This window comes from Dechloromonas sp. TW-R-39-2 (genome assembly GCF_016864195.1).
In the GTDB taxonomy this organism is placed as follows: Bacteria; Pseudomonadota; Gammaproteobacteria; order Burkholderiales; family Rhodocyclaceae; genus Azonexus.
In genome coordinates this window covers 158,819-176,135 of sequence record NZ_CP045202.1, presented here as the reverse complement: position 1 = coordinate 176,135, position 17,317 = coordinate 158,819, and the positions used below count along the sequence as shown (strand labels likewise).

Sequence of the window (17,317 nt, the reverse complement as noted above, 5' to 3'; positions counted from 1 at the left end):
GCGGTCCGGAAAGGAGGCAATCATGCTCTCTCAACAGGACATGCTCGAGGCCGAACGGCACGGTAAACAAGTCCGTTCGATCTATGTCTACGAAGCGCCGGTCCGCCTGTGGCACTGGCTCAATGCGCTGGCCATGGTGGTGCTGGCGGTGACCGGCTATTTCATCGGCACGCCGTTGCCAACCCAGCCAGGCGAGGCGGCGACCCATTTTCTGATGGGTTACATCCGCTTTGCCCATTTTGCGGCCGCCTATATTTTTGCCATCGGGCTGGCGGCGCGCATTTACTGGGCCTTCGTCGGCAATCACCATGCCCGGCAGATTTTCATGCTGCCGCTCAGTAACAAGCATTGGTGGAGTGAAGTGTTCTTCGAATTGCGCTGGTATCTTTTCCTCGAAAAGACGCCGAAAAAATATGTCGGTCACAATCCGATGGCGCAGTTGATGATGTTCTTCTTTTTCACCGTACTGGCCGTTGGCATGGTGTTCACCGGTTTTGCGTTGTATGGCGAAGGCGCCGGCCTGGGCAGCTGGAGTGACCGTGTCTTCGGCTGGGTATTGCCGATGCTCGGCGGTTCGATGCAGGTGCATAACCTGCACCGTCTGGGGATGTGGATCATGATGAGTTTTGCCGTCATCCACATCTACGCCGCGATCCGCGAAGACATCATGAGCCGCCAGAGTCTGATTTCGACGATGATTTCCGGCTGGCGGATGTTCAAGGACTGACGATTTACCTTGCGTTGGCCCCGGGGCATGCGAGTGCGCCCGGGGCATTTTTTTCAGGGGATGGCAATGAATTCCAAACGCATTCTGGTCCTTGGTATCGGCAACCTGCTATGGGCCGATGAAGGTTTTGGCGTGCGCTGTGTCGAGGCGCTCAACGCCGGCTGGGTATTCCCGCCGCAGGTCGAGCTGATGGATGGCGGAACGCAGGGCCTCTACTTGCTGCCCTATGTTCAAGAAGCCGACTGTCTGCTCGTCTTTGACGCGGTCGACTATGGCGATGAGCCGGGAATGCTGCGTGAAGTGGTCGGCGATCAAGTGCCGCGTTTCATGGGCGTCAAGAAAATGAGCCTGCACCAGACCGGTTTCCAGGAAGTCCTGATGGCCGCCGAACTGACCGGCAAACTGCCGGCCGAGTTGGTGCTGGTCGGCGTTCAGCCGGTCGAGCTTGAGGATTACGGCGGCAGCCTGCGCGATGCGGTCAAGGCACAGATGCCGGCCGCGCTGGAGATCGCTTTCAAATGGCTGGCGCATTGGGGCGCCACGCCCGACGCGCGAACCGGCCTGGCCGAGCGGATCAACAACCCGGCGCTGGCCATCGACCTGTATGAAGGCGAGCGGCCACCGGCTGATCAGGCTTATCGGCTCGGCGACGCGCGTTTCCTCAACATGGAAGCCTCCTGAGATGTGCCTCGGCATTCCGGTTCAAGTCATCGAGTGCGGCGAACACTTCGCCCGCTGCCAGGGGCGGCATGGCGACGAGCTGAGGATCGACCTCAGCCTGGTCGGCCAGCAGGCACCGGGCACCTGGCTGCTCTGCTTTCTCGACGCCGCACGCGAAGTGATTCCGGCCGAGCGGGCCGCATCGATCTGTGCGGCACTTGCCGCGCTGGAAGCCGTCGGCACCGGAGAAACCAATTTCGATGCTTTTTTCGCTGATCTGAATCGCGAACCCCAACTCCCCGAATTCCTGAGGACGAACAAATCATGACGCTGCAACTTGCCCCCGGGCTGACTTCGCTCGACCGACTTGATACTTCAATCAGCCGGATGGTCCAGAAACACGGTTTTCAACGTGTCGACCGCAGCAATCCCGATTTTCCCGCCGGGCTGACCGCCTTGCTGCTGACCGATGATCCGCAGCGCAACCTGGAAGTACTCGACGCCTGCGTCATCCTGCCGGAAGCCCTCAAGCCGCTGGGCGAACAGATTTCCCGCCGGGTCGCCGATCATCTGGTCAGCGCCGGGTTGATGAAGCAATACGGTGTGGCTCGTGCGCCTGCCGTTGTCTTCCTGCGCGACGGCCAGTTTGTCGGCATGCTCAACGGCATCCGTGACTGGTTCGAATACCAGAATGAAGTGACCCGCCTGCTGACCGGGCCGGCTCAACCCAAACCCATCGGCATTCCCGTTCGTTCGGCCGATCAGCCAGGAGCCTGCGCATGAACCCGTCCACGATGCGTCCTTTCCCTATTTCGGTCGTTGCCATGGGCCCTGGCTCGCAAGGCGACGAAGCGCCGGATTACCTGCCGATGCCGAAAGGCATGGAAACATTTTCAGCCCCCAGCCTGCCCTACGATGCGCCGCCCGACATCGTTGTCCGGGCCGAACGCCTGCTCCGTTTTTTCGTCGATGGAGCCGCCGAAGTCGGCTTTGCCGGCGGCGCCAAGCTCGATTTGCTCGGTCTGGATGCACCGGTGCGTGAAGTCATCAACCAGTCGATGGGCTTTGGCGAAGTCAGCGCCTTTACCGCGGCGCCGGAACACTGGCGTGTCCAGGAAACGGCCTTCGCCGGGCTGTGGCGCGTCCTGAAAGTGGCCGATGATGGTGCAATGCTGGTCGACCGCCTGGAAACCGGTGTCGTGCCGGCCGTTCTGATCGATGCCATGCTGGCCACGACGACGGATGATCTGCCGGCCCCGGACTATCCGGCCGGCACGATGAATGCACCGGCTCTGGTCGAGGAGCTGCGCCTGCAGGCTGCCGCCTGGCAGCCGGGGAGCGCGGCGCACATCATCAACCTGACGCTGCTGCCGGTCAGCGATGCCGATCTCGACACCCTGTACAACTGGCTGGGGCATCGTGAGGTTTCCATCCTGTCGCGCGGTTACGGCAATTGCCGGATTACCAGCACGCGGCTGAAAAATGTCTGGTGGGTCCAGTATTTCAACAGCATGGATACGCTGATCCTCAACTCGATCGAAGTGATCGGCATGCCTGAAGTGGCGCTGGCTTCTGACGAGGATTTCAGCGATTCGATCGAGCGCTTGCGCGAATATCTGGCCATGATGGCCGACCCGCTTTAAATGTCGATCATGCGATTCGAAGGTTCATTTCTCGGCGTCAAGCCGGAAGACAAGCTGGAGTGCGGCATTTGCTGGTGGGTGTACGACCCGTCCGAAGGTGACGACGTGCGTGGCATTCCCCCCGGCACGCCGTTCGCCGCTTTGCCGGATGATTGGTGTTGCCCCGGCTGCGATGCGCCGCCGCACAAATTCATGGTGCTCGGCGAATGAAAGTCCGGGCGACCGACCCGTCGTCCGAGCTGGTCGAGGTATTCAGCGAAATTGCCCGGACGCGCATGGCCGGCTTGCCGATCTGCAATGCCCGGCTGGAAGTCGAGGCGCTCGGCTTCCGGCAGACGGCTTCCGGGCATTGGGCCGGCGCCATGGTGACGCCCTGGGCGATCAATCTGCTGTGCCTGCCCGGTCAGGCCGAAGGCTGGCCCCAGTTGGCGGCATGCAGCAAGTATGATTGGCAGTTTCCATCCGGCAATTACGAATTCACCGTGGCGCAGGAAGATCGTCTGGGTAACTACCACCTCTGTTCACTGTTTTCGCCGGCCCTCGAATTCGAGAGCCACGAAGCCGCGCGCCTGACGGCGCTGGCTGCGGCCCAGGCCCTGTTTTCCGGGCCGATCGCTGTACCGACGGAGGGTGCGGCACCGGCCCCGACACGGCGCGCTTTTCTGGGATTGCGCGGGTGACCTCAACCGGTTTGCTGACCGTTCGGGCGCAGCTGCAGGGCGCGCATCTGGCCGCGATTGACGTCGAGCTCCGGCGACCGGCCGTGACCCGCTTGTTCATCGACCAGATTCCCGAGGCGGTGGTCAAGACGGTTCCCTATCTTTATACCTTGTGTGCCCATGCCCAGCGCGCGGCGGCGCAGGCAGCGCTGGCCGCAGCACAGGGCGAGTCGCGCCGGCCGGTCGATGATGCCGAGTTGTGGATCGAGGTACTGCACGAGAATCTCTGGCGTCTGTTGCTCGACTGGCCGCTGGCCCTCGGCCTGGCGCCGGCCAAGGAAGCTTTTGTCGCCTGGCGGGCCGGGCGACAGGGCAGTGAGTGCATCAGCACGACCCGGCATTTGCTCGATACGGCCTTGCTCGATGTCAGTGAAAAATGCCTTGAAAAGCTGGTCGACCGCGACGCGCCGGCGGATTGCTCCAGCCCCTTGCTGAATGCCGAGGACTGGCTGGCTTTCTGGCAGGGCAATGCCGCATCGCCGCCGGCCGTACATCGTCCGGCAACGGTCGTCGCCGCATATCGTGCCCGTCTGGCTGAGGTTGAACGGGCCGGGCAGGCGCTGGCTGCCGGTGCCCCCTTTCCGATTGCGGCTGCCGCTCAGGCGGCTTGGGGCGTCGGGCAGACGCTGACGGCGCGCGGTGTGCTGACCCATGCGGTGCACCTTGTCGATGGACGGGTGCTCAATTACCGTGTCGATGCGCCGACCGATGCGCTTTTTGCCGATGCCGGCGCGTTGACCGCGTTACTGGCCGGGCGGACCTTTGCTCATGCAGCCGAGGCGCGTCTGGCGCTCGATCAGGCCATTCTGGCGCTCGATCCCTGTGTGCCGTATAGCGTGGAATTGAATCATGCATGAAATGTCGCTGGCCGAAGGTGTGTTGCAACTGGTCGAAGATACCGCCCGGCGCGAAGGTGCCAAGCGGGTCACGACCGTCGTGCTGGAAATTGGCCGGATGTCCTCGGTCGAGCCGGAGGCCTTGAAATTCTGTTTTGAAGCGGTGACGCACGGCAGCCTGGCTGAAGGTGCGGCGCTGGAAATCGTCAGCGTACCGGGGGCGGGGTGGTGCATGGTCTGTGCCGCGACCGTGCCGATGGAAGAACTTTTCGGTGCCTGCCCGACGTGTGGCAGCCATCAGGTGCAGCCGACCAGCGGCACCGAAATGCGCGTCAAAGAAATCGAAATCGACTAGGAGACAAGATCATGTGCACAGTTTGCGGATGCGCGGCGGGCGAGACCCGCATGGAAGGCGATGGTCACGAACATACCCATGTTCATGCCGACGGCACGGTTCACAGCCATGGTCACGAGCATCATCATGATCACGCCCACGAGCACGGGGCTGAACCGGCCGGGACGCACAGTCACAGCCATGTCCACGCCGATGGCAGCACGCATGTTCATGAACACGTGCATGCCGGCGAGCACGCGCACGATCATGGCCATGAACACAGCCATCATCACCACGAACACCCGGTGTCCGGCGATCTCGATTACGGCACCGGCCCGGCCCGTGCCCACGTGCCGGGGTTGAGCCAGTCGCGCATGGTGCAGATCGAGCAGGACATCCTGTCGAAGAACAATACCTACGCGACGGCCAATCGCAGCTGGTTCGATGAGCGCGGTATTTTTGCGCTCAATCTCGTCTCCAGCCCCGGTTCCGGCAAGACGACCTTGCTCGTCAAGAGCATCGAATTGCTCAAGAACAGCGTGACGATCAGCGTCGTCGAAGGCGACCAGCAAACCTCGAACGATGCCGAGCGGATTCGCGCCACCGGCGTCGCGGCGCTGCAGATCAACACCGGCAAGGGCTGTCATCTCGATGGTCACATGGTGGGCCACGCCGTGCAGCGGATGAAGCCGGCCGATGAATCGCTGTTCCTGATCGAAAACGTCGGCAATCTGGTCTGCCCGGCAGCTTTCGATCTCGGCGAACACCACAAGGTGGCGATTCTTTCGGTGACCGAAGGCGAGGACAAACCGCTGAAATACCCGGACATGTTCCGCGCCGCCGATGTGATGTTGCTCAACAAGTGCGATCTGTTGCCGCACCTCGATTTCGATGCCGATCTGGCTGAGGCCAATGCCCGCCGGGTCAACCCCGCGCTGGTCATCTTCCGCGTTTCGGCCAAGAGCGGCGAGGGCATGGCCGCCTGGCTGGACTGGATTCGGGCCGGGCTGACCGCCCAGCGCGGCAAGCGGAGCGCCAGCGTGGATGCGCTGAAGGCGCGGGTCGCCGAGTTGGAGCGCCAGTTGGCGGCGCGCTGACGGATCGATGAGCGGCCAGCTGATCCGCATTCGCGGTCTCGTTCAAGGCGTCGGGTTTCGTCCCTGCGTCTGGCGGCTGGCCAGAGAACTGGGTTTGCGCGGCTGGGTGCGCAACGATGGCGGTGGTATCAGTGTCGCGGTCGACGGTGCCGGCGTGGCCGAATTCGTCGCCCGGCTGCAGTGCGACAAGCCGCCGCTGGCGCGCATCGACGGGATAGCCATCGAACCGATGGAAGTCAGCGGCGAAGGTTTCAGCATTCTGGATAGCGCACCCGGCGAGATTCGCACGGCCATTGGGCCGGATGCGGCCATCTGCCCGGCCTGCATCGCCGATATCTGCAATCCGCAAAGTCGGCGCTGGCGCTATGCCTTCACGACCTGCACGCACTGCGGGCCGCGCTTCACGGTCAGCCGGGCGCTTCCCTACGACCGGGCGCAGACCAGTCTGGCGGCGTTTCCGTTGTGCGCTGCCTGCGCCGAGGAATATGGCGAACTGCCGGCGACGGATGCGGCGGATTTCACGGTCGACCGCCGTTTTCATGCCGAAACCACCTGCTGCCCGGCCTGCGGGCCGCAACTCGCCTTGCTCGATGCAATGGGCAAGGTACAGACCGGCGATCCGCTGGCTGCAACCCTGGCCTTGCTGCAAGCCGGAAAGATTGTTGCGCTCAAGGGACTGGGTGGTTTTCATCTGGCCTGCGATGCGCACAATGCGGCGGCGGTGATCGAGCTGCGCCGGCGCAAACAGCGCGAGGCCAAACCCTTCGCCGTGATGGGCCTGAATCCGGCGGCGCTCGCTGCCCATGCCCGGATCGGTTCGGCCGAGCTGGATTTGCTGCGCTCGCCGGCGGCGCCGATCGTGCTTTGTCCCAAGGCGGCTGATGAATTGCCCGGCATTGCGCCGGATCTGGCCTGGCTTGGCGTGATGTTGCCGTTCACGCCATTGCATCTGCTGCTCTGGCACGAAGCGGCCGGTCGGCCGGCTGGCACGGCGTGGCTGGATGAGCCGGCCGAAATGCTGCTAGTCATGACCAGCGCCAACCCGCACGGCGAGCCGCTGGTTATCGATAACGCCGAAGCCGTCGAGCGTCTGGCCGGGATTGCCGATGCCTTTCTGGTCCATGACCGGGCAATCGTCATGCGCTGCGATGACTCGGTGCTGCGCACCGGGCACCAGGGGACGCACTTCATCCGCCGGGCGCGCGGCTATGTACCGCAGCCGATACCTCTCGCCGAGAGCGGCCCGACGGTGCTGGCACTGGGCGGCTACCTGAAAAATACGGTCTGTGTCATGAAAGGCGGCGAAGCCTACCTGTCGCAGCATGTCGGCAGCCTCGACAATGTCGCGGCCATCGGTTTCCTGGAAGAAACGGTCAGGCATCTACTGGCCATACTCGATGTGCGTCCCGAACTGATCGCCCACGATTTGCACCCCGATTTCGCCTCGACCCGACTGGCTCAGGCCTTGGCTGACGAGTTCGGCGTTCCGGCGCTGGCTGTTGGGCATCATCAGGCACATCTGGCGGCGATTTGTGCCGAACATGGCGTTAATAAGCCGATAACCGGTATTGCCATCGATGGTGTCGGGCTGGGACCGGAGGGTGGCTTGTGGGGCGGCGAGTTGCTGCGTCTGGATGGCATTTCCGCTCACCGCCTTGGCCACCTCAAAACGCTGTGTTTGCCGGGCGGCGATCGCGCGGCGCGCGAGCCGTGGCGGATGGCGGTTTCCTTCCTGCACGGCGCGGGGCTCGCTGAGCGCATTCCCGACTGGCTGGCGCGTTGCCATCCGGGGCGCGATGCCGGGCCGTTGTTGACCATGCTCGACCGTCAGTTGCGCTGCCCGCCGACCAGTAGTCTCGGGCGCTGGTTCGATGCCGCCGCTGCCCTGCTCGGCCTGTGCGGTGAAGTGCGCTACGAAGGGCAGGCCGCGATGCAGCTGGAAGGGCTGGCCGCCGGGCATGGTCCGGTCGCCCCTTTGCCGGAAGGATTTGTGATTGCCGATGGCGTGCTCGATTTGACGCCGCTACTGAGCACTTTGCTCGATTGCCATGATCCGGCCTACGGTGCCGCGCTGTTCCACGCCACGCTGGCAGCCGGGCTGGCACAATGGGTGATCATCGGAAATGCCGCGTTTGCTGCGGTCGACCGCGAAAAATCAGGGAAAATCGCGGTTGCCGGTGGCTGTGCGATGAACGCAGTGTTGATCGATGCCTTGCGTCGGCAACTGGCGGCGGTTGGATTGGACTTGCTTGAAGCCCGTCAGGCACCGCCGAACGACGGTGGTCTGGCGCTCGGTCAGGCCTGGGTGGGACGGCGCATGTTCAAGGAAAAGCAATGTTGAGTGGAATGACAGGCCCATGGTTGAGCAACAAATGACCCCGATTCACGCGCAGGATCCCGCGCTTTTGCTGGAAGAGCATTTTCGGCAGACGGCCGGACAAAACGGGCCGCTCAATCCGCGCCTTCAAGTCGAAGCCATCGGCTTTTCGCGGTATCTGGGCGACTGGCTGGGGGTTGTCGTGACGCCCGATTTTGTCCGCCTGCTGCTTTTGCCAGGCGGCGGTTCCCTGTGGGGCGACATTCCGGCCGGTCAGCGGCGTTATCTCGAACTGGCCGGCGGCACCCACACCTTTTTTGCCGAGGAATCAGCGGCGATCGGCCCATATCAATGGGCCGCGCTGGTCGATTCCGCGGCTGCGCTGCCCGACATGACGAGCGCCCGCCTGCTGGCGCTGGACGGGCTGCGTCTGGCTACCGGGCGGCTGCCCGAGCAGTTGCCGGTGGCGCCTGCCGAAGCCGCTCCCGAAGTGACGCGGCGCGGGTTTTTCCGGCGCCTGGCTGGCAAGCGCCCATGATGCCCAAGGAGAATGACTGATGTGTCTGGCAATCCCCGCCCAGGTGGTTGAGTTGCGCGACGGCGACAATGCGCTGGTCGATCTGGCCGGCGTGCGCAAGGAGATTTCGCTCGCGCTGGTCGAAAACGTCGCGGTTGGTGATTACGTCATCGTGCATGTCGGCTACGCGCTGAACAAGCTTGACCCCGACGAAGCGGCCAAAACCCTCAAGCTGTTCGCCGAACTTGGCGATGCAGCTTTCTCCGCCGACGATCCGACCGTGCACTGATGAAATACATCGACGAATTCCGCGATGGCGAGGTCGCCAAAGGGCTGGCCGAGGCCATTCGCCGCGAAGCCAACCCGGCGCGCAACTACCATTTCATGGAGTTCTGCGGCGGCCACACCCATGCCATTTCGCGTTACGGCGTATCCGACTTGTTGCCGGCCAACGTCAAGATGATCCACGGTCCGGGTTGCCCGGTCTGCGTGCTGCCGATCGGTCGCGTCGATCAGGCGATCCGGCTGGCCGTCGAGCAGGGCGTGATGCTGTGCACTTATGGCGACTGCCTGCGCGTGCCGGCCTCCGACGGCCTGTCGCTGATGAAGGCCAAGGCGCGCGGCGGCGACATCCGCATGGTGTATTCGAGCGCCGATGCGGTGCTGCTGGCGCAAAAAAATCCGGACAAGCAGGTGGTGTTCTTCGCCATCGGCTTCGAAACGACGACGCCGCCGACTGCGGTGGCGATTAAGCAGGCGGCGGCACTCGGCCTCAAGAATTTTTCCGTACTGTGTTGCCACGTACTGACGCCATCGGCCATTTCGAGCATTCTCGAATCGCCGGAAGTTCGTCAGTGGGGCACCGTGCCGCTCGACGGTTTTATCGGCCCGGCCCACGTTTCGACCATTATCGGCAGTCGACCGTACGAATTTTTCGCCGAGGAATACCGCAAGCCGGTGGTCATTGCCGGCTTCGAGCCGCTGGACGTGATGCAGGCGATCAAGATGCTGATCCGTCAGGTCAATGAAGGTCGGGCCGAAGTTGAAAACGAGTTCTCGCGGGCCGTCGACCGCGACGGCAACAAGAAAGCCCAGCAACTGGTCGCCGATGTCTTCGAGATGCGCAAGCACTTCGAATGGCGTGGTCTGAACGTGCTGCCGTATTCAGCCTTGCGCATTCGCAGCCAGTTCGCCGAATTTGATGCCGAAAAACGCTTTCCGCTCGGCTATGCCTCGGTGCCCGATCACAAGGCCTGCGAGTGCGGCGCCATCCTGCGCGGCGTCAAGCGGCCGCAGGACTGCAAGATTTTCGGCACGGTGTGCACGCCGGAAAATCCGGTCGGCTCGTGCATGGTTTCCTCCGAAGGCGCTTGCGCCGCCCACTACACCTATGGACGCTACAAGGATGTCTGAGTCTTCCGCAACGCCTCGCAAGAACTACGTTCGACCGCTCGACATCAAGCACGGCCAGGTCGACATGGCGCATGGCGCCGGCGGCCGGGCGATGGCGCAACTGATCGAAGAGTTGTTTGCCCGTCATCTTGGCAACGAATACTTGGCGCAGGGTGACGATGGAGCGTTGCTACCGGCGCAAGGCGAAGGCCGGCTGGTCATGGCGACCGATTCGCATGTTGTTTCGCCGCTGTTTTTCCCCGGTGGCGATATCGGCTGTTTGTCGGTGCATGGCACGATCAACGATGTGGCCATGATGGGCGCGAAGCCTTTGTGGTTATCGGCCGGCTTCATCCTTGAAGAAGGGTTTAAGCTCGCCGATCTGGCGCGCATCGTGCAAAGCATGGCGGCGGCGGCCAAGGAGGCTGGTGTGCCGGTGGTGACCGGCGATACGAAGGTGGTCGAGCGCGGCAAGGGGGATGGTGTGTTCATCACGACAACCGGCGTCGGGGTGGTTGCGCCGGGTCAGGCATTGTCCGGGCGCAGCGCGCGGCCCGGCGACGTCATTCTGATATCCGGCACGCTCGGTGATCACGGCATGGCGATCATGGCCGAGCGCGAAAGCCTGGGCTTCGAGTCGCCGATTGTTTCCGATACCGCCGCGCTACACGGCCTGATTGCCGCGATGCGGGCGAGCGGTGCCGATATTCATGTGCTGCGCGATCCGACCCGCGGTGGCCTGGCCACGACATTGAATGAAATCGCCCGTCAGTCGGGGGTCGGCATGATGCTGCAGGAAAAGGCTTTGCCGGTGAATCCGGCGGTCAACGCAGCCTGTGAATTTCTTGGGCTTGACCCGCTTTATGTCGCCAATGAAGGCAAATTGGTCGCGATCTGCGCTGAAAATGATGCCGAAAAGCTATTAACGGCGATGCGTGCCCATCCGCTCGGCGGCCAATCCGCGATCATTGGTACGGTGCATGAAGATGCGCACCATTTTGTCCAGATGACGACGGCTTTTGGCGGCAAGCGGATTGTGGACTGGTTGTCCGGCGAGCAGTTGCCGCGAATCTGCTAGGAGAGCTCAGTGGCGCAGTGCAATCAGCAGCGATTGGACATCGTCGAGTTCGGCCAGGACGACGGCCCGTGCGTCAGCCATATTGTCGGCGTAGCGGACATGGAAAATGTCGCGACGGCCGTCCAGGTAGCGGACTGCGGCGGTGTACTCCGGGCGTGGGTTCGGTGCCGAGTGAATTGTCGTGCTGCGTGATGTGTTGCGCTTTCGTTGTGCCTGCATTGTCTTTTCCCCCGACTGTTTTCTTGTTGGAATGCATCGTAAAGAAAGCCAAGTGATTGAAAAATAGCGCGAAAGTCATAGAGATATGCGCATGTAAAACTGGCGGTCTGCCAGCCAGCGTCGCGCCGCGCTTTATGTGCATGTAATTTCTTGTAAATATCCGGACGGTATGCGAATTCTCTTCCTGACCCATAGCTTCAACAGTCTCGCTCAACGGCTTTTTTGCGAATTGAGTCAAATCGGCCATGAAATCAGCATTGAGTTCGATATTGCCGATTCGGTCAGCGAAGAAGCGGTGCGTCTGTTCCGTCCCGATCTGATCCTGGCACCCTTTCTCAAACGGGCGATTCCGGCATCGATCTGGTCCCGGCATCGCTGCCTCGTCGTTCACCCCGGCGTACCGGGCGACCGTGGTCCGTCGGCGCTCGATTGGGCGATCCAGAAGGATCTGCCGACCTGGGGCGTGACGGTGCTGCAGGCTGAGGCCGAAATGGATGCCGGTCCGGTCTGGGCCTCGGCTGAGTTCCCGATGCGCCGGGCCAAGAAATCGTCGATCTACCGTAATGAAGTGACCGAAGCGGCGGTGCGCGCCGTCCTTGCTGCGGTCGACCGTTGCCAGCAGCCCGATTTCAAGCCGCAGCGCATGGCCGGGCAGGCGCATTCAACCCTGCGTCAGGCTGACCGGACGATCGACTGGGCAAGCCAGGGCAGTGCCGCCGTGCTGGCCCGGATCAACGCAGCCGATGGTTTCCCCGGTGTGGCCGATCTGTTGTTCGGCCAGCCCTGCCATCTGTTTGATGTCTGGCCGGAAGCGGTCTTGCGCGGTGCGCCGGGTAGTCTGATTGCCCGGCGTGAAACGGCCATCTGCCGTGCAACGCAGGATGGTGCGGTGTGGATCGGCCATGTCAAACGCCAGGGCGGCATCAAGTTGCCGGCAACACAGGCTTTCCCCGAGGCGGCTGAATTGCCCGAGGTGCCGTTGGCTGGCTATTTGAAATCGGCGCAGCCCACCTGGCAGGACATCAGCTACGAAGCCGCCGGTGGCGTTGGTTTCCTCAGTTTCGAGTTCTACAACGGCGCAATGAGCAGCGGACAATGCCGGCGTCTGACCGAAGCCTTTAACTGGGCGGCTGCGCAGCCGACGCGGGTTATCGTCCTGCGTGGCGGTAGCGATTTCTGGTCGAACGGCATTCACCTCAACACCATCGAAGCGGCGGCCAGCCCGGCCGATGAGTCCTGGGCCAACATCAATGCGATCGACGATCTGGCCGAAGCCATTTTGCGCTGCGAAACACAGTTGACCGTGGCAGCTGTCGGCGCCAACAGCGGGGCGGGCGGTTGCTTTCTGGCGCGCGCCACCGATTTTGTCTGGGTCCGTGACGGGGTGATGCTCAACCCGCATTACAAGAACATGGGCAACCTGTTCGGCTCCGAGTTCTGGACTTACCTGTTGCCGCCGCGCGTCGGCGAAGACGGTGCCCGTGCGATCATGCGCCACCGCTTGCCGATGACGGCGGCCGAGTCAGTTCGCCTGGGCTTCTACGATGCTTGTTTGCCGGCCCCGGGTTTTGCTGTTGATGTCGCCCGGCGAGCTGCAGAATTGGCGGCGGCCGGTGATTTTTCAGAACGCGTGGCGGCCAAGCAGGCCAAACGTCGGGCCGATGAAGCGATACGACCGCTGGCCGATTACCGGGCGGCCGAGTTGCACGAAATGCAGCGCAATTTCTATGGATTCGATCCGTCCTACCATGTGGCGCGCTATCATTTTGTCGAGCGTTCGCCGCATTCCTGGACGCCGCGCCATTTAGCCAAGCATCGAGACCTGAACTGGATAATTCCCGAATGAGCCCGCCCAGTCTGCGAAAACTGCCCGCCGTGCTGGTTGTCGATGACGAGGTGCGTTCGCAGGAAGCCTTGCGGCGTACGCTGGAAGAGGATTTCGATGTGCTTTGTGCGTCGAGCGCCGCTGAAGGCATGGAAATCCTCGAACGCGAGATGTCGACCGCAGCAGTCCGCATCGTTCTGTGCGACCAGCGCATGCCGGGCATGACCGGCGTCCAGTTTCTCAAGGAAGTGCGCCATCGCTGGCCGGATGTCGTGCGTATCATCCTGTCCGGTTATACCGACGCCGAGGACATCATCACCGGGGTCAACGAAGCCGGCATCTGGCAATATCTGCTCAAGCCCTGGCAGCCTGAACAACTGCTGCTGACCTTGCAACGGGCCGCCGAGGTGTGGCGTCTGCAGCAGGAAAACCAGCGTCTTTCCCTCGATCTGCGCACCGCTGAGCCGGTCCTCAAGAAGCGTGTCCAGAGCAAGTTCGACAAGGCAAGGCACGCATTCGGGCTGAGCAGTTTCATTCGCCAGCGCGGCAGTCCGCTCAACGATATCTGCGAAATGATCGAGCGTGTCGCCCCCTTCGACCTGGCCGTGCTGGTTACCGGGGAATCGGGCACCGGCAAGGAAATGGTCGCCCGGGCCATCCACTACGAGAGCCGGCGGGCCGAGCGTCCGTTCATTACTGAAAATTGCGGTGCATTGCCGGATACGCTGCTTGAGTCCGAACTCTTCGGCTACAAGCGCGGCGCCTTTACCGGCGCGGTCGAAGATAGGGTCGGCCTGTTCCAGCAAGCCGATGGCGGTACGCTGTTTCTCGACGAAATCGGTGAAACCAGCCCGGCTTTCCAGGTCAAGCTGCTGCGCGTTCTGCAGGAAGGCGAGTTCCGTCCGCTCGGCAGCAATCGCTCGGTCAACGTCGATGTCCGGGTCATTGCCGCAACCAATCGCGATCTTGAAGAAGACGTCCGGACCGGGCGCTTCCGCGAGGATCTTTACTACCGCCTGGCAACGATTGCCCTGCATGTGCCGCCCTTGCGCGACCGACCGATGGACCTGCCGTTGCTTGCCCAGCATCTGCTCGACAGCAGCAACCGTCACCTCGGCTGTGCGGTGCAGGGCTTCATGCCCGAGGTGCTTGAGCGCATGGCCGCCTATCGCTGGCCGGGCAATGTGCGTGAACTGCAAAATGAAATTCTGCGCATGGTGGCGTTGAGCGAATCGCCCAGCCTGTCTGCGGCACTCCTTTCGCCGCGGGTCTTGCGCGAACCGGCGCTTGAGCGGGGCCGGGAGCGGCAGGAAGACCTGGCTGACGGATTGAGCGGCGGGTTGAAGGAACGCATGGAACAGCTTGAAGTACGGGTCTTGCGCCAGGCTATGCTGCGCCATCACGGCAACAAGTCGCGTGCTGCGCGCGAACTGGGCCTGTCGCGCGTCGGCTTGCGCGCCAAGCTGGTGCGCTACGGGCTGGAGCAGGGCGAATGAAGCTGCTCTGGTTGCAAAGCGGCGGCTGTGGCGGTTGTACGCAGTCGCTGCTGTGCGCCGAGCCGCGACCGTTGTTCGATGAGTTGCGCGACGCCGGCATCGAGTTTGTCTGGCATCCGGCTTTGTCGCTGGAAAGCGGCGATGCGGCCTTGCAGATCCTCGAAGACTGCGCAGAAGGGCGCTTGCCCTTCGATGTCCTGTGCATTGAAGGGGCGATGTTGCGCGGCCCGAACGGGAGTGGAAAATTTCATCTGATGGCCGGCAGCGGCCGGCCGATGACCGAATGGGTCGAGCGCCTGGCGCGCCACGCCCGCTGGGTTTTTGCCATTGGTTCGTGCACGGCCTACGGCGGATTTTCGGCCAGTACGCCGGGGAATCCCCTTGAAGCCTGCGGCCTGCAGTTTGATACCGATGAGCCGGGCGGCTTGCTCGGCAAGGGCTTTCAGTCAAGTGGCGGTTTGCCGGTGGTCAATATTGCCGGGTGTCCGGTACATCCTGGCTGGGTCGTCGATACGCTGGAGAAGCTGGCATTCGAAGGGCTGGCGGCGAGCGATCTCGATGCATACGGGCGTCCGCTGCTCTATGCCGATCAACTGGTTCATCATGGTTGTTCGCGCAATGAATTCTACGAATTCAAGGCGAGTGCCGAAAAACAGTCCGACCTGGGCTGCCTGATGGAGAACCTGGGGTGTAAAGGGACGCAGGCTCATGCCGATTGCAATGTCCGCACCTGGAACGGCAGTGGTTCCTGCCTGCGCGGCGGTTTTGCCTGTATTGCCTGTACCGAACCGGGGTTTGAAGCGCCGGGCCATCCTTTCCAGGAAACGCCCAAGCTGGCCGGGATTCCGATCGGTTTGCCGACCGACATGCCGAAAGCCTGGTTCGTTGCGCTGGCCGCATTGTCCAAATCGGCGACCCCGAAACGGGTGCGGGAGAATGCCGTGGCCGATCATCCGGTGATTCGTCCGGCCGTCAAAAAGGCAGGAAAATGAAGCGTGTTCTGGTGGGGCCGTTCAATCGCGTCGAAGGCGATCTTGAGGTCAGTCTTGATGTTGATGCCGGCCAGGTTGTTGCGGCGCGCGTTAATTCGCCGCTGTTCCGCGGCTTCGAGCAATTGCTGGTCGGCCGGGTTGCACACGATGCTTTGGCCATCGTGCCGCGCATCTGTGGCATCTGTTCGATCGCCCAGTCGGCTGCCGCAGCTGCCGCGCTGGCCAGCGCCAGTGGCGTTCAGATGCCGACCAACGGAAAGCTGGCGCAAAGCCTGATCCTGGCGACCGAGAATCTGGCCGATCATCTGACGCATTTTTATCTTTTTTTCATGCCGGATTTTGCCCGTTCCAGCTATGTCGACCGCAGCTGGTACCCCGATGTGGCCAGCCGTTTTGCTGCCATCAAGGGGAGCGCGGCACCGGCTGCACTGGGTGCGCGCGCCGGGTTCTTCAAACTGATCGGTTTTCTTGCCGGGCGCTGGCCGCATTCGCTTGCATTGCAGCCTGGCGGCAGCACCAAGGGGATGACCGCCGCAGAGCGCATCCGCGTGCTGGCGCTATTGCGCGAGTTTCGGGGCTTTCTTGAAACGACCTTGCTGGGCGACAGCCTTGAGCAATTCAGTGCCTTGGCTTCCGAGTCGGCATTGCGCGACTGGGCTGCCGGCCGGGCGGGCGATTTTCCCGCTTTCCTGAATGCGGCTTACGATCTTCGGCTGGAAAGCGTGGGGCGGGCGAAGGACCTGTTTTTGTCCTACGGGGCCTACGACTTGTTTGCCGGCGGCGCCTGGTCACCGGAATACGGCGAGACTGCTGCGGTCGACCGCCTTGATCCGGCCAAAATTGCGGAAGATGTCAGCCATGCGTGGCTGGCTCAGGGCGAGCCTTTGCCGCCGGCCTTGGGTGAAACCGTGGTCGATGCCAACAAGGCTGCGGCATATACCTGGTGCAAGGCGCCGCGCTATGCCGGCCAGGTCGCCGAAACAGGCGCGCTGGCTCGTCAGGTTGTGGCCGGGCAGCCATTGGCCCGCGATCTGGTCTGCCGGCATGGCGCCAGCGTCACCGCTCGAGTCGTTGCGCGGATGATCGAGCTGGCGACGGTCGTCCCGGCAATGGAACATTGGGTGAAAGCCATCGTGCCCGGTGAGCCGTTTTGCAATCAACTCGTCTTGCCGGATTCCGGCGAGGGTGTCGGGCTGGTCGAGGCGGCCCGTGGCAGCCTCGGACACTGGTTGTCGTTCAGGCGCGGCCGGATAGATCGCTACCAGATCATCGCGCCGACCACCTGGAATTTCTCGCCGCGCGACGGCAGCGGCCAGCCCGGCCCGCTCGAACAGGCACTGATCGGCCTGCCCGCCGGGGAAGAGGCCGCGCCTACAATCCAGCACGTTGTACGTTCGTTTGATCCGTGCATGGTGTGTACGGTGCATTAGACAAGCCAGCGGCACAGGCTTGTCCGATTGTTGCT

General features: G+C 62.6%; 20 protein-coding genes. 19 read left to right on the top strand and 1 reads right to left on the bottom strand.

The annotated features are described in order from the left end of the window. The first annotated feature begins 22 nt into the window (after window positions 1–22). The 15 genes from cybH (at window position 23) to hypE (ending at window position 11,320) form a co-directional block, all read left to right on the top strand. Window positions 23–727: a Ni/Fe-hydrogenase, b-type cytochrome subunit gene (gene cybH / locus GBK02_RS00890; RefSeq protein ID WP_203467903.1), complete on the top strand. Its 705-nt coding sequence runs from the start codon at window positions 23–25 to the stop codon at window positions 725–727. Between the two features lie 66 nt (window positions 728–793). Further along, a complete protein-coding gene (locus GBK02_RS00885; RefSeq protein WP_203467902.1) occupies window positions 794–1,408 on the top strand; it encodes a HyaD/HybD family hydrogenase maturation endopeptidase in 615 nt (204 codons plus the stop codon). A 1-nt stretch (window position 1,409) separates the two neighbouring features. Beyond that, the gene (gene hypC / locus GBK02_RS00880) at window positions 1,410–1,715 is read left to right on the top strand and encodes a HypC/HybG/HupF family hydrogenase formation chaperone (protein WP_203467901.1); all 306 of its coding nucleotides are present in this window, start codon (window positions 1,410–1,412) and stop codon (window positions 1,713–1,715) included. Further along, window positions 1,712–2,170 carry a hypothetical protein gene (locus tag GBK02_RS00875; RefSeq protein ID WP_203467900.1) on the top strand — a complete coding sequence of 153 codons (459 nt, stop codon included), beginning with the start codon at window positions 1,712–1,714 and terminating at the stop codon, window positions 2,168–2,170. Before hypC ends, GBK02_RS00875 begins: the two co-directional genes overlap by 4 nt. Then, complete coding sequence (locus GBK02_RS00870) at window positions 2,167–3,030, top strand: hydrogenase expression/formation protein (RefSeq protein ID WP_203467899.1); 864 nt, start codon at window positions 2,167–2,169, stop codon at window positions 3,028–3,030. Before GBK02_RS00875 ends, GBK02_RS00870 begins: the two co-directional genes overlap by 4 nt. Further along, window positions 3,031–3,240 carry a rubredoxin gene (locus tag GBK02_RS00865; RefSeq protein ID WP_371810500.1) on the top strand — a complete coding sequence of 70 codons (210 nt, stop codon included), beginning with the start codon at window positions 3,031–3,033 and terminating at the stop codon, window positions 3,238–3,240. Beyond that, window positions 3,237–3,710: a [NiFe]-hydrogenase assembly chaperone HybE gene (hybE, locus tag GBK02_RS00860; protein WP_203467898.1), complete on the top strand. Its 474-nt coding sequence runs from the start codon at window positions 3,237–3,239 to the stop codon at window positions 3,708–3,710. Before GBK02_RS00865 ends, hybE (GBK02_RS00860) begins: the two co-directional genes overlap by 4 nt. Continuing rightward, window positions 3,707–4,606 carry a hypothetical protein gene (locus GBK02_RS00855; RefSeq protein WP_203467897.1) on the top strand — a complete coding sequence of 300 codons (900 nt, stop codon included), beginning with the start codon at window positions 3,707–3,709 and terminating at the stop codon, window positions 4,604–4,606. The genes hybE (GBK02_RS00860) and GBK02_RS00855 overlap by 4 nt, the downstream gene beginning before the upstream one ends. After that, complete coding sequence (hypA, locus tag GBK02_RS00850) at window positions 4,599–4,940, top strand: hydrogenase maturation nickel metallochaperone HypA (protein ID WP_203467896.1); 342 nt, start codon at window positions 4,599–4,601, stop codon at window positions 4,938–4,940. Before GBK02_RS00855 ends, hypA begins: the two co-directional genes overlap by 8 nt. An 11-nt stretch (window positions 4,941–4,951) precedes the next feature. Next, window positions 4,952–6,016, top strand: coding sequence for a hydrogenase nickel incorporation protein HypB (gene hypB, locus GBK02_RS00845; RefSeq protein WP_203467895.1), 1,065 nt, complete (start codon window positions 4,952–4,954; stop codon window positions 6,014–6,016). A gap of 7 nt (window positions 6,017–6,023) precedes the next feature. Continuing rightward, on the top strand, window positions 6,024–8,357 hold the full coding sequence (gene hypF / locus GBK02_RS00840; protein ID WP_203467894.1) for a carbamoyltransferase HypF: 2,334 nt from the start codon (window positions 6,024–6,026) through the stop codon (window positions 8,355–8,357). 31 nt (window positions 8,358–8,388) lie between these two features. Next, window positions 8,389–8,871: a [NiFe]-hydrogenase assembly chaperone HybE gene (gene hybE / locus GBK02_RS00835; RefSeq protein ID WP_203467893.1), complete on the top strand. Its 483-nt coding sequence runs from the start codon at window positions 8,389–8,391 to the stop codon at window positions 8,869–8,871. Window positions 8,872–8,890: 19 nt separating this feature from the next. Continuing rightward, window positions 8,891–9,139, top strand: a complete 249-nt coding sequence (locus GBK02_RS00830; protein ID WP_203467892.1) for a HypC/HybG/HupF family hydrogenase formation chaperone — start codon at window positions 8,891–8,893, stop codon at window positions 9,137–9,139. Then, window positions 9,139–10,263 carry a hydrogenase formation protein HypD gene (hypD, locus tag GBK02_RS00825; protein WP_203467891.1) on the top strand — a complete coding sequence of 375 codons (1,125 nt, stop codon included), beginning with the start codon at window positions 9,139–9,141 and terminating at the stop codon, window positions 10,261–10,263. Before GBK02_RS00830 ends, hypD begins: the two co-directional genes overlap by 1 nt. Then, entirely contained in the window at window positions 10,256–11,320 is a 1,065-nt protein-coding gene (gene hypE / locus GBK02_RS00820; RefSeq protein ID WP_203467890.1) for a hydrogenase expression/formation protein HypE, read from the top strand. The genes hypD and hypE overlap by 8 nt, the downstream gene beginning before the upstream one ends. A gap of 6 nt (window positions 11,321–11,326) precedes the next feature. On the opposite strand, the gene GBK02_RS00815 is transcribed toward hypE, so the two are convergent. Next, window positions 11,327–11,539 carry a hypothetical protein gene (locus GBK02_RS00815; RefSeq protein WP_203467889.1) on the bottom strand — a complete coding sequence of 71 codons (213 nt, stop codon included), beginning with the start codon at window positions 11,537–11,539 and terminating at the stop codon, window positions 11,327–11,329. A 169-nt stretch (window positions 11,540–11,708) separates the two neighbouring features. Here GBK02_RS00815 and GBK02_RS00810 point away from each other — a divergent pair, with 169 nt between their 5' ends. From GBK02_RS00810 to GBK02_RS00795, 4 genes are read left to right on the top strand one after another with little or no spacing between them, the layout of a single operon-like run. Next, a complete protein-coding gene (locus GBK02_RS00810) occupies window positions 11,709–13,385 on the top strand; it encodes a hydrogenase maturation protein (protein WP_203467888.1) in 1,677 nt (558 codons plus the stop codon). After that, complete coding sequence (locus GBK02_RS00805; RefSeq protein WP_203467887.1) at window positions 13,382–14,860, top strand: sigma-54 dependent transcriptional regulator; 1,479 nt, start codon at window positions 13,382–13,384, stop codon at window positions 14,858–14,860. The genes GBK02_RS00810 and GBK02_RS00805 overlap by 4 nt, the downstream gene beginning before the upstream one ends. Further along, complete coding sequence (locus GBK02_RS00800; protein WP_203467886.1) at window positions 14,857–15,852, top strand: HupU protein; 996 nt, start codon at window positions 14,857–14,859, stop codon at window positions 15,850–15,852. The genes GBK02_RS00805 and GBK02_RS00800 overlap by 4 nt, the downstream gene beginning before the upstream one ends. Continuing rightward, window positions 15,849–17,282, top strand: coding sequence for a nickel-dependent hydrogenase large subunit (locus tag GBK02_RS00795; RefSeq protein ID WP_203467885.1), 1,434 nt, complete (start codon window positions 15,849–15,851; stop codon window positions 17,280–17,282). The genes GBK02_RS00800 and GBK02_RS00795 overlap by 4 nt, the downstream gene beginning before the upstream one ends. The last annotated feature ends 35 nt before the right edge of the window (window positions 17,283–17,317 follow it).

What these genes read in the sequence shown, in the direction of transcription:
- hypD (WP_203467891.1), top strand. Translation starts at nt 9,139, where the DNA reads ATGAAATACATCGACGAATTCCGCGATGGCGAGGTCGCCAAAGGGCTG.
- GBK02_RS00875 (WP_203467900.1), top strand. Translation starts at nt 1,712, where the DNA reads ATGACGCTGCAACTTGCCCCCGGGCTGACTTCGCTCGACCGACTTGAT.
- GBK02_RS00885 (WP_203467902.1), top strand. Translation starts at nt 794, where the DNA reads ATGAATTCCAAACGCATTCTGGTCCTTGGTATCGGCAACCTGCTATGG.
- GBK02_RS00865 (WP_371810500.1), top strand. Translation starts at nt 3,031, where the DNA reads ATGTCGATCATGCGATTCGAAGGTTCATTTCTCGGCGTCAAGCCGGAA.
- GBK02_RS00810 (WP_203467888.1), top strand. Translation starts at nt 11,709, where the DNA reads ATGCGAATTCTCTTCCTGACCCATAGCTTCAACAGTCTCGCTCAACGG.
- GBK02_RS00805 (WP_203467887.1), top strand. Translation starts at nt 13,382, where the DNA reads ATGAGCCCGCCCAGTCTGCGAAAACTGCCCGCCGTGCTGGTTGTCGAT.
- GBK02_RS00795 (WP_203467885.1), top strand. Translation starts at nt 15,849, where the DNA reads ATGAAGCGTGTTCTGGTGGGGCCGTTCAATCGCGTCGAAGGCGATCTT.
- hypA (WP_203467896.1), top strand. Translation starts at nt 4,599, where the DNA reads ATGCATGAAATGTCGCTGGCCGAAGGTGTGTTGCAACTGGTCGAAGAT.
- GBK02_RS00800 (WP_203467886.1), top strand. Translation starts at nt 14,857, where the DNA reads ATGAAGCTGCTCTGGTTGCAAAGCGGCGGCTGTGGCGGTTGTACGCAG.
- hypB (WP_203467895.1), top strand. Translation starts at nt 4,952, where the DNA reads ATGTGCACAGTTTGCGGATGCGCGGCGGGCGAGACCCGCATGGAAGGC.
- GBK02_RS00830 (WP_203467892.1), top strand. Translation starts at nt 8,891, where the DNA reads ATGTGTCTGGCAATCCCCGCCCAGGTGGTTGAGTTGCGCGACGGCGAC.
- hybE (WP_203467898.1), top strand. Translation starts at nt 3,237, where the DNA reads ATGAAAGTCCGGGCGACCGACCCGTCGTCCGAGCTGGTCGAGGTATTC.
- hypF (WP_203467894.1), top strand. Translation starts at nt 6,024, where the DNA reads ATGAGCGGCCAGCTGATCCGCATTCGCGGTCTCGTTCAAGGCGTCGGG.
- GBK02_RS00870 (WP_203467899.1), top strand. Translation starts at nt 2,167, where the DNA reads ATGAACCCGTCCACGATGCGTCCTTTCCCTATTTCGGTCGTTGCCATG.
- hypE (WP_203467890.1), top strand. Translation starts at nt 10,256, where the DNA reads ATGTCTGAGTCTTCCGCAACGCCTCGCAAGAACTACGTTCGACCGCTC.
- hybE (WP_203467893.1), top strand. Translation starts at nt 8,389, where the DNA reads ATGACCCCGATTCACGCGCAGGATCCCGCGCTTTTGCTGGAAGAGCAT.
- GBK02_RS00815 (WP_203467889.1), bottom strand. Translation starts at nt 11,539, where the DNA reads ATGCAGGCACAACGAAAGCGCAACACATCACGCAGCACGACAATTCAC.
- cybH (WP_203467903.1), top strand. Translation starts at nt 23, where the DNA reads ATGCTCTCTCAACAGGACATGCTCGAGGCCGAACGGCACGGTAAACAA.
- hypC (WP_203467901.1), top strand. Translation starts at nt 1,410, where the DNA reads ATGTGCCTCGGCATTCCGGTTCAAGTCATCGAGTGCGGCGAACACTTC.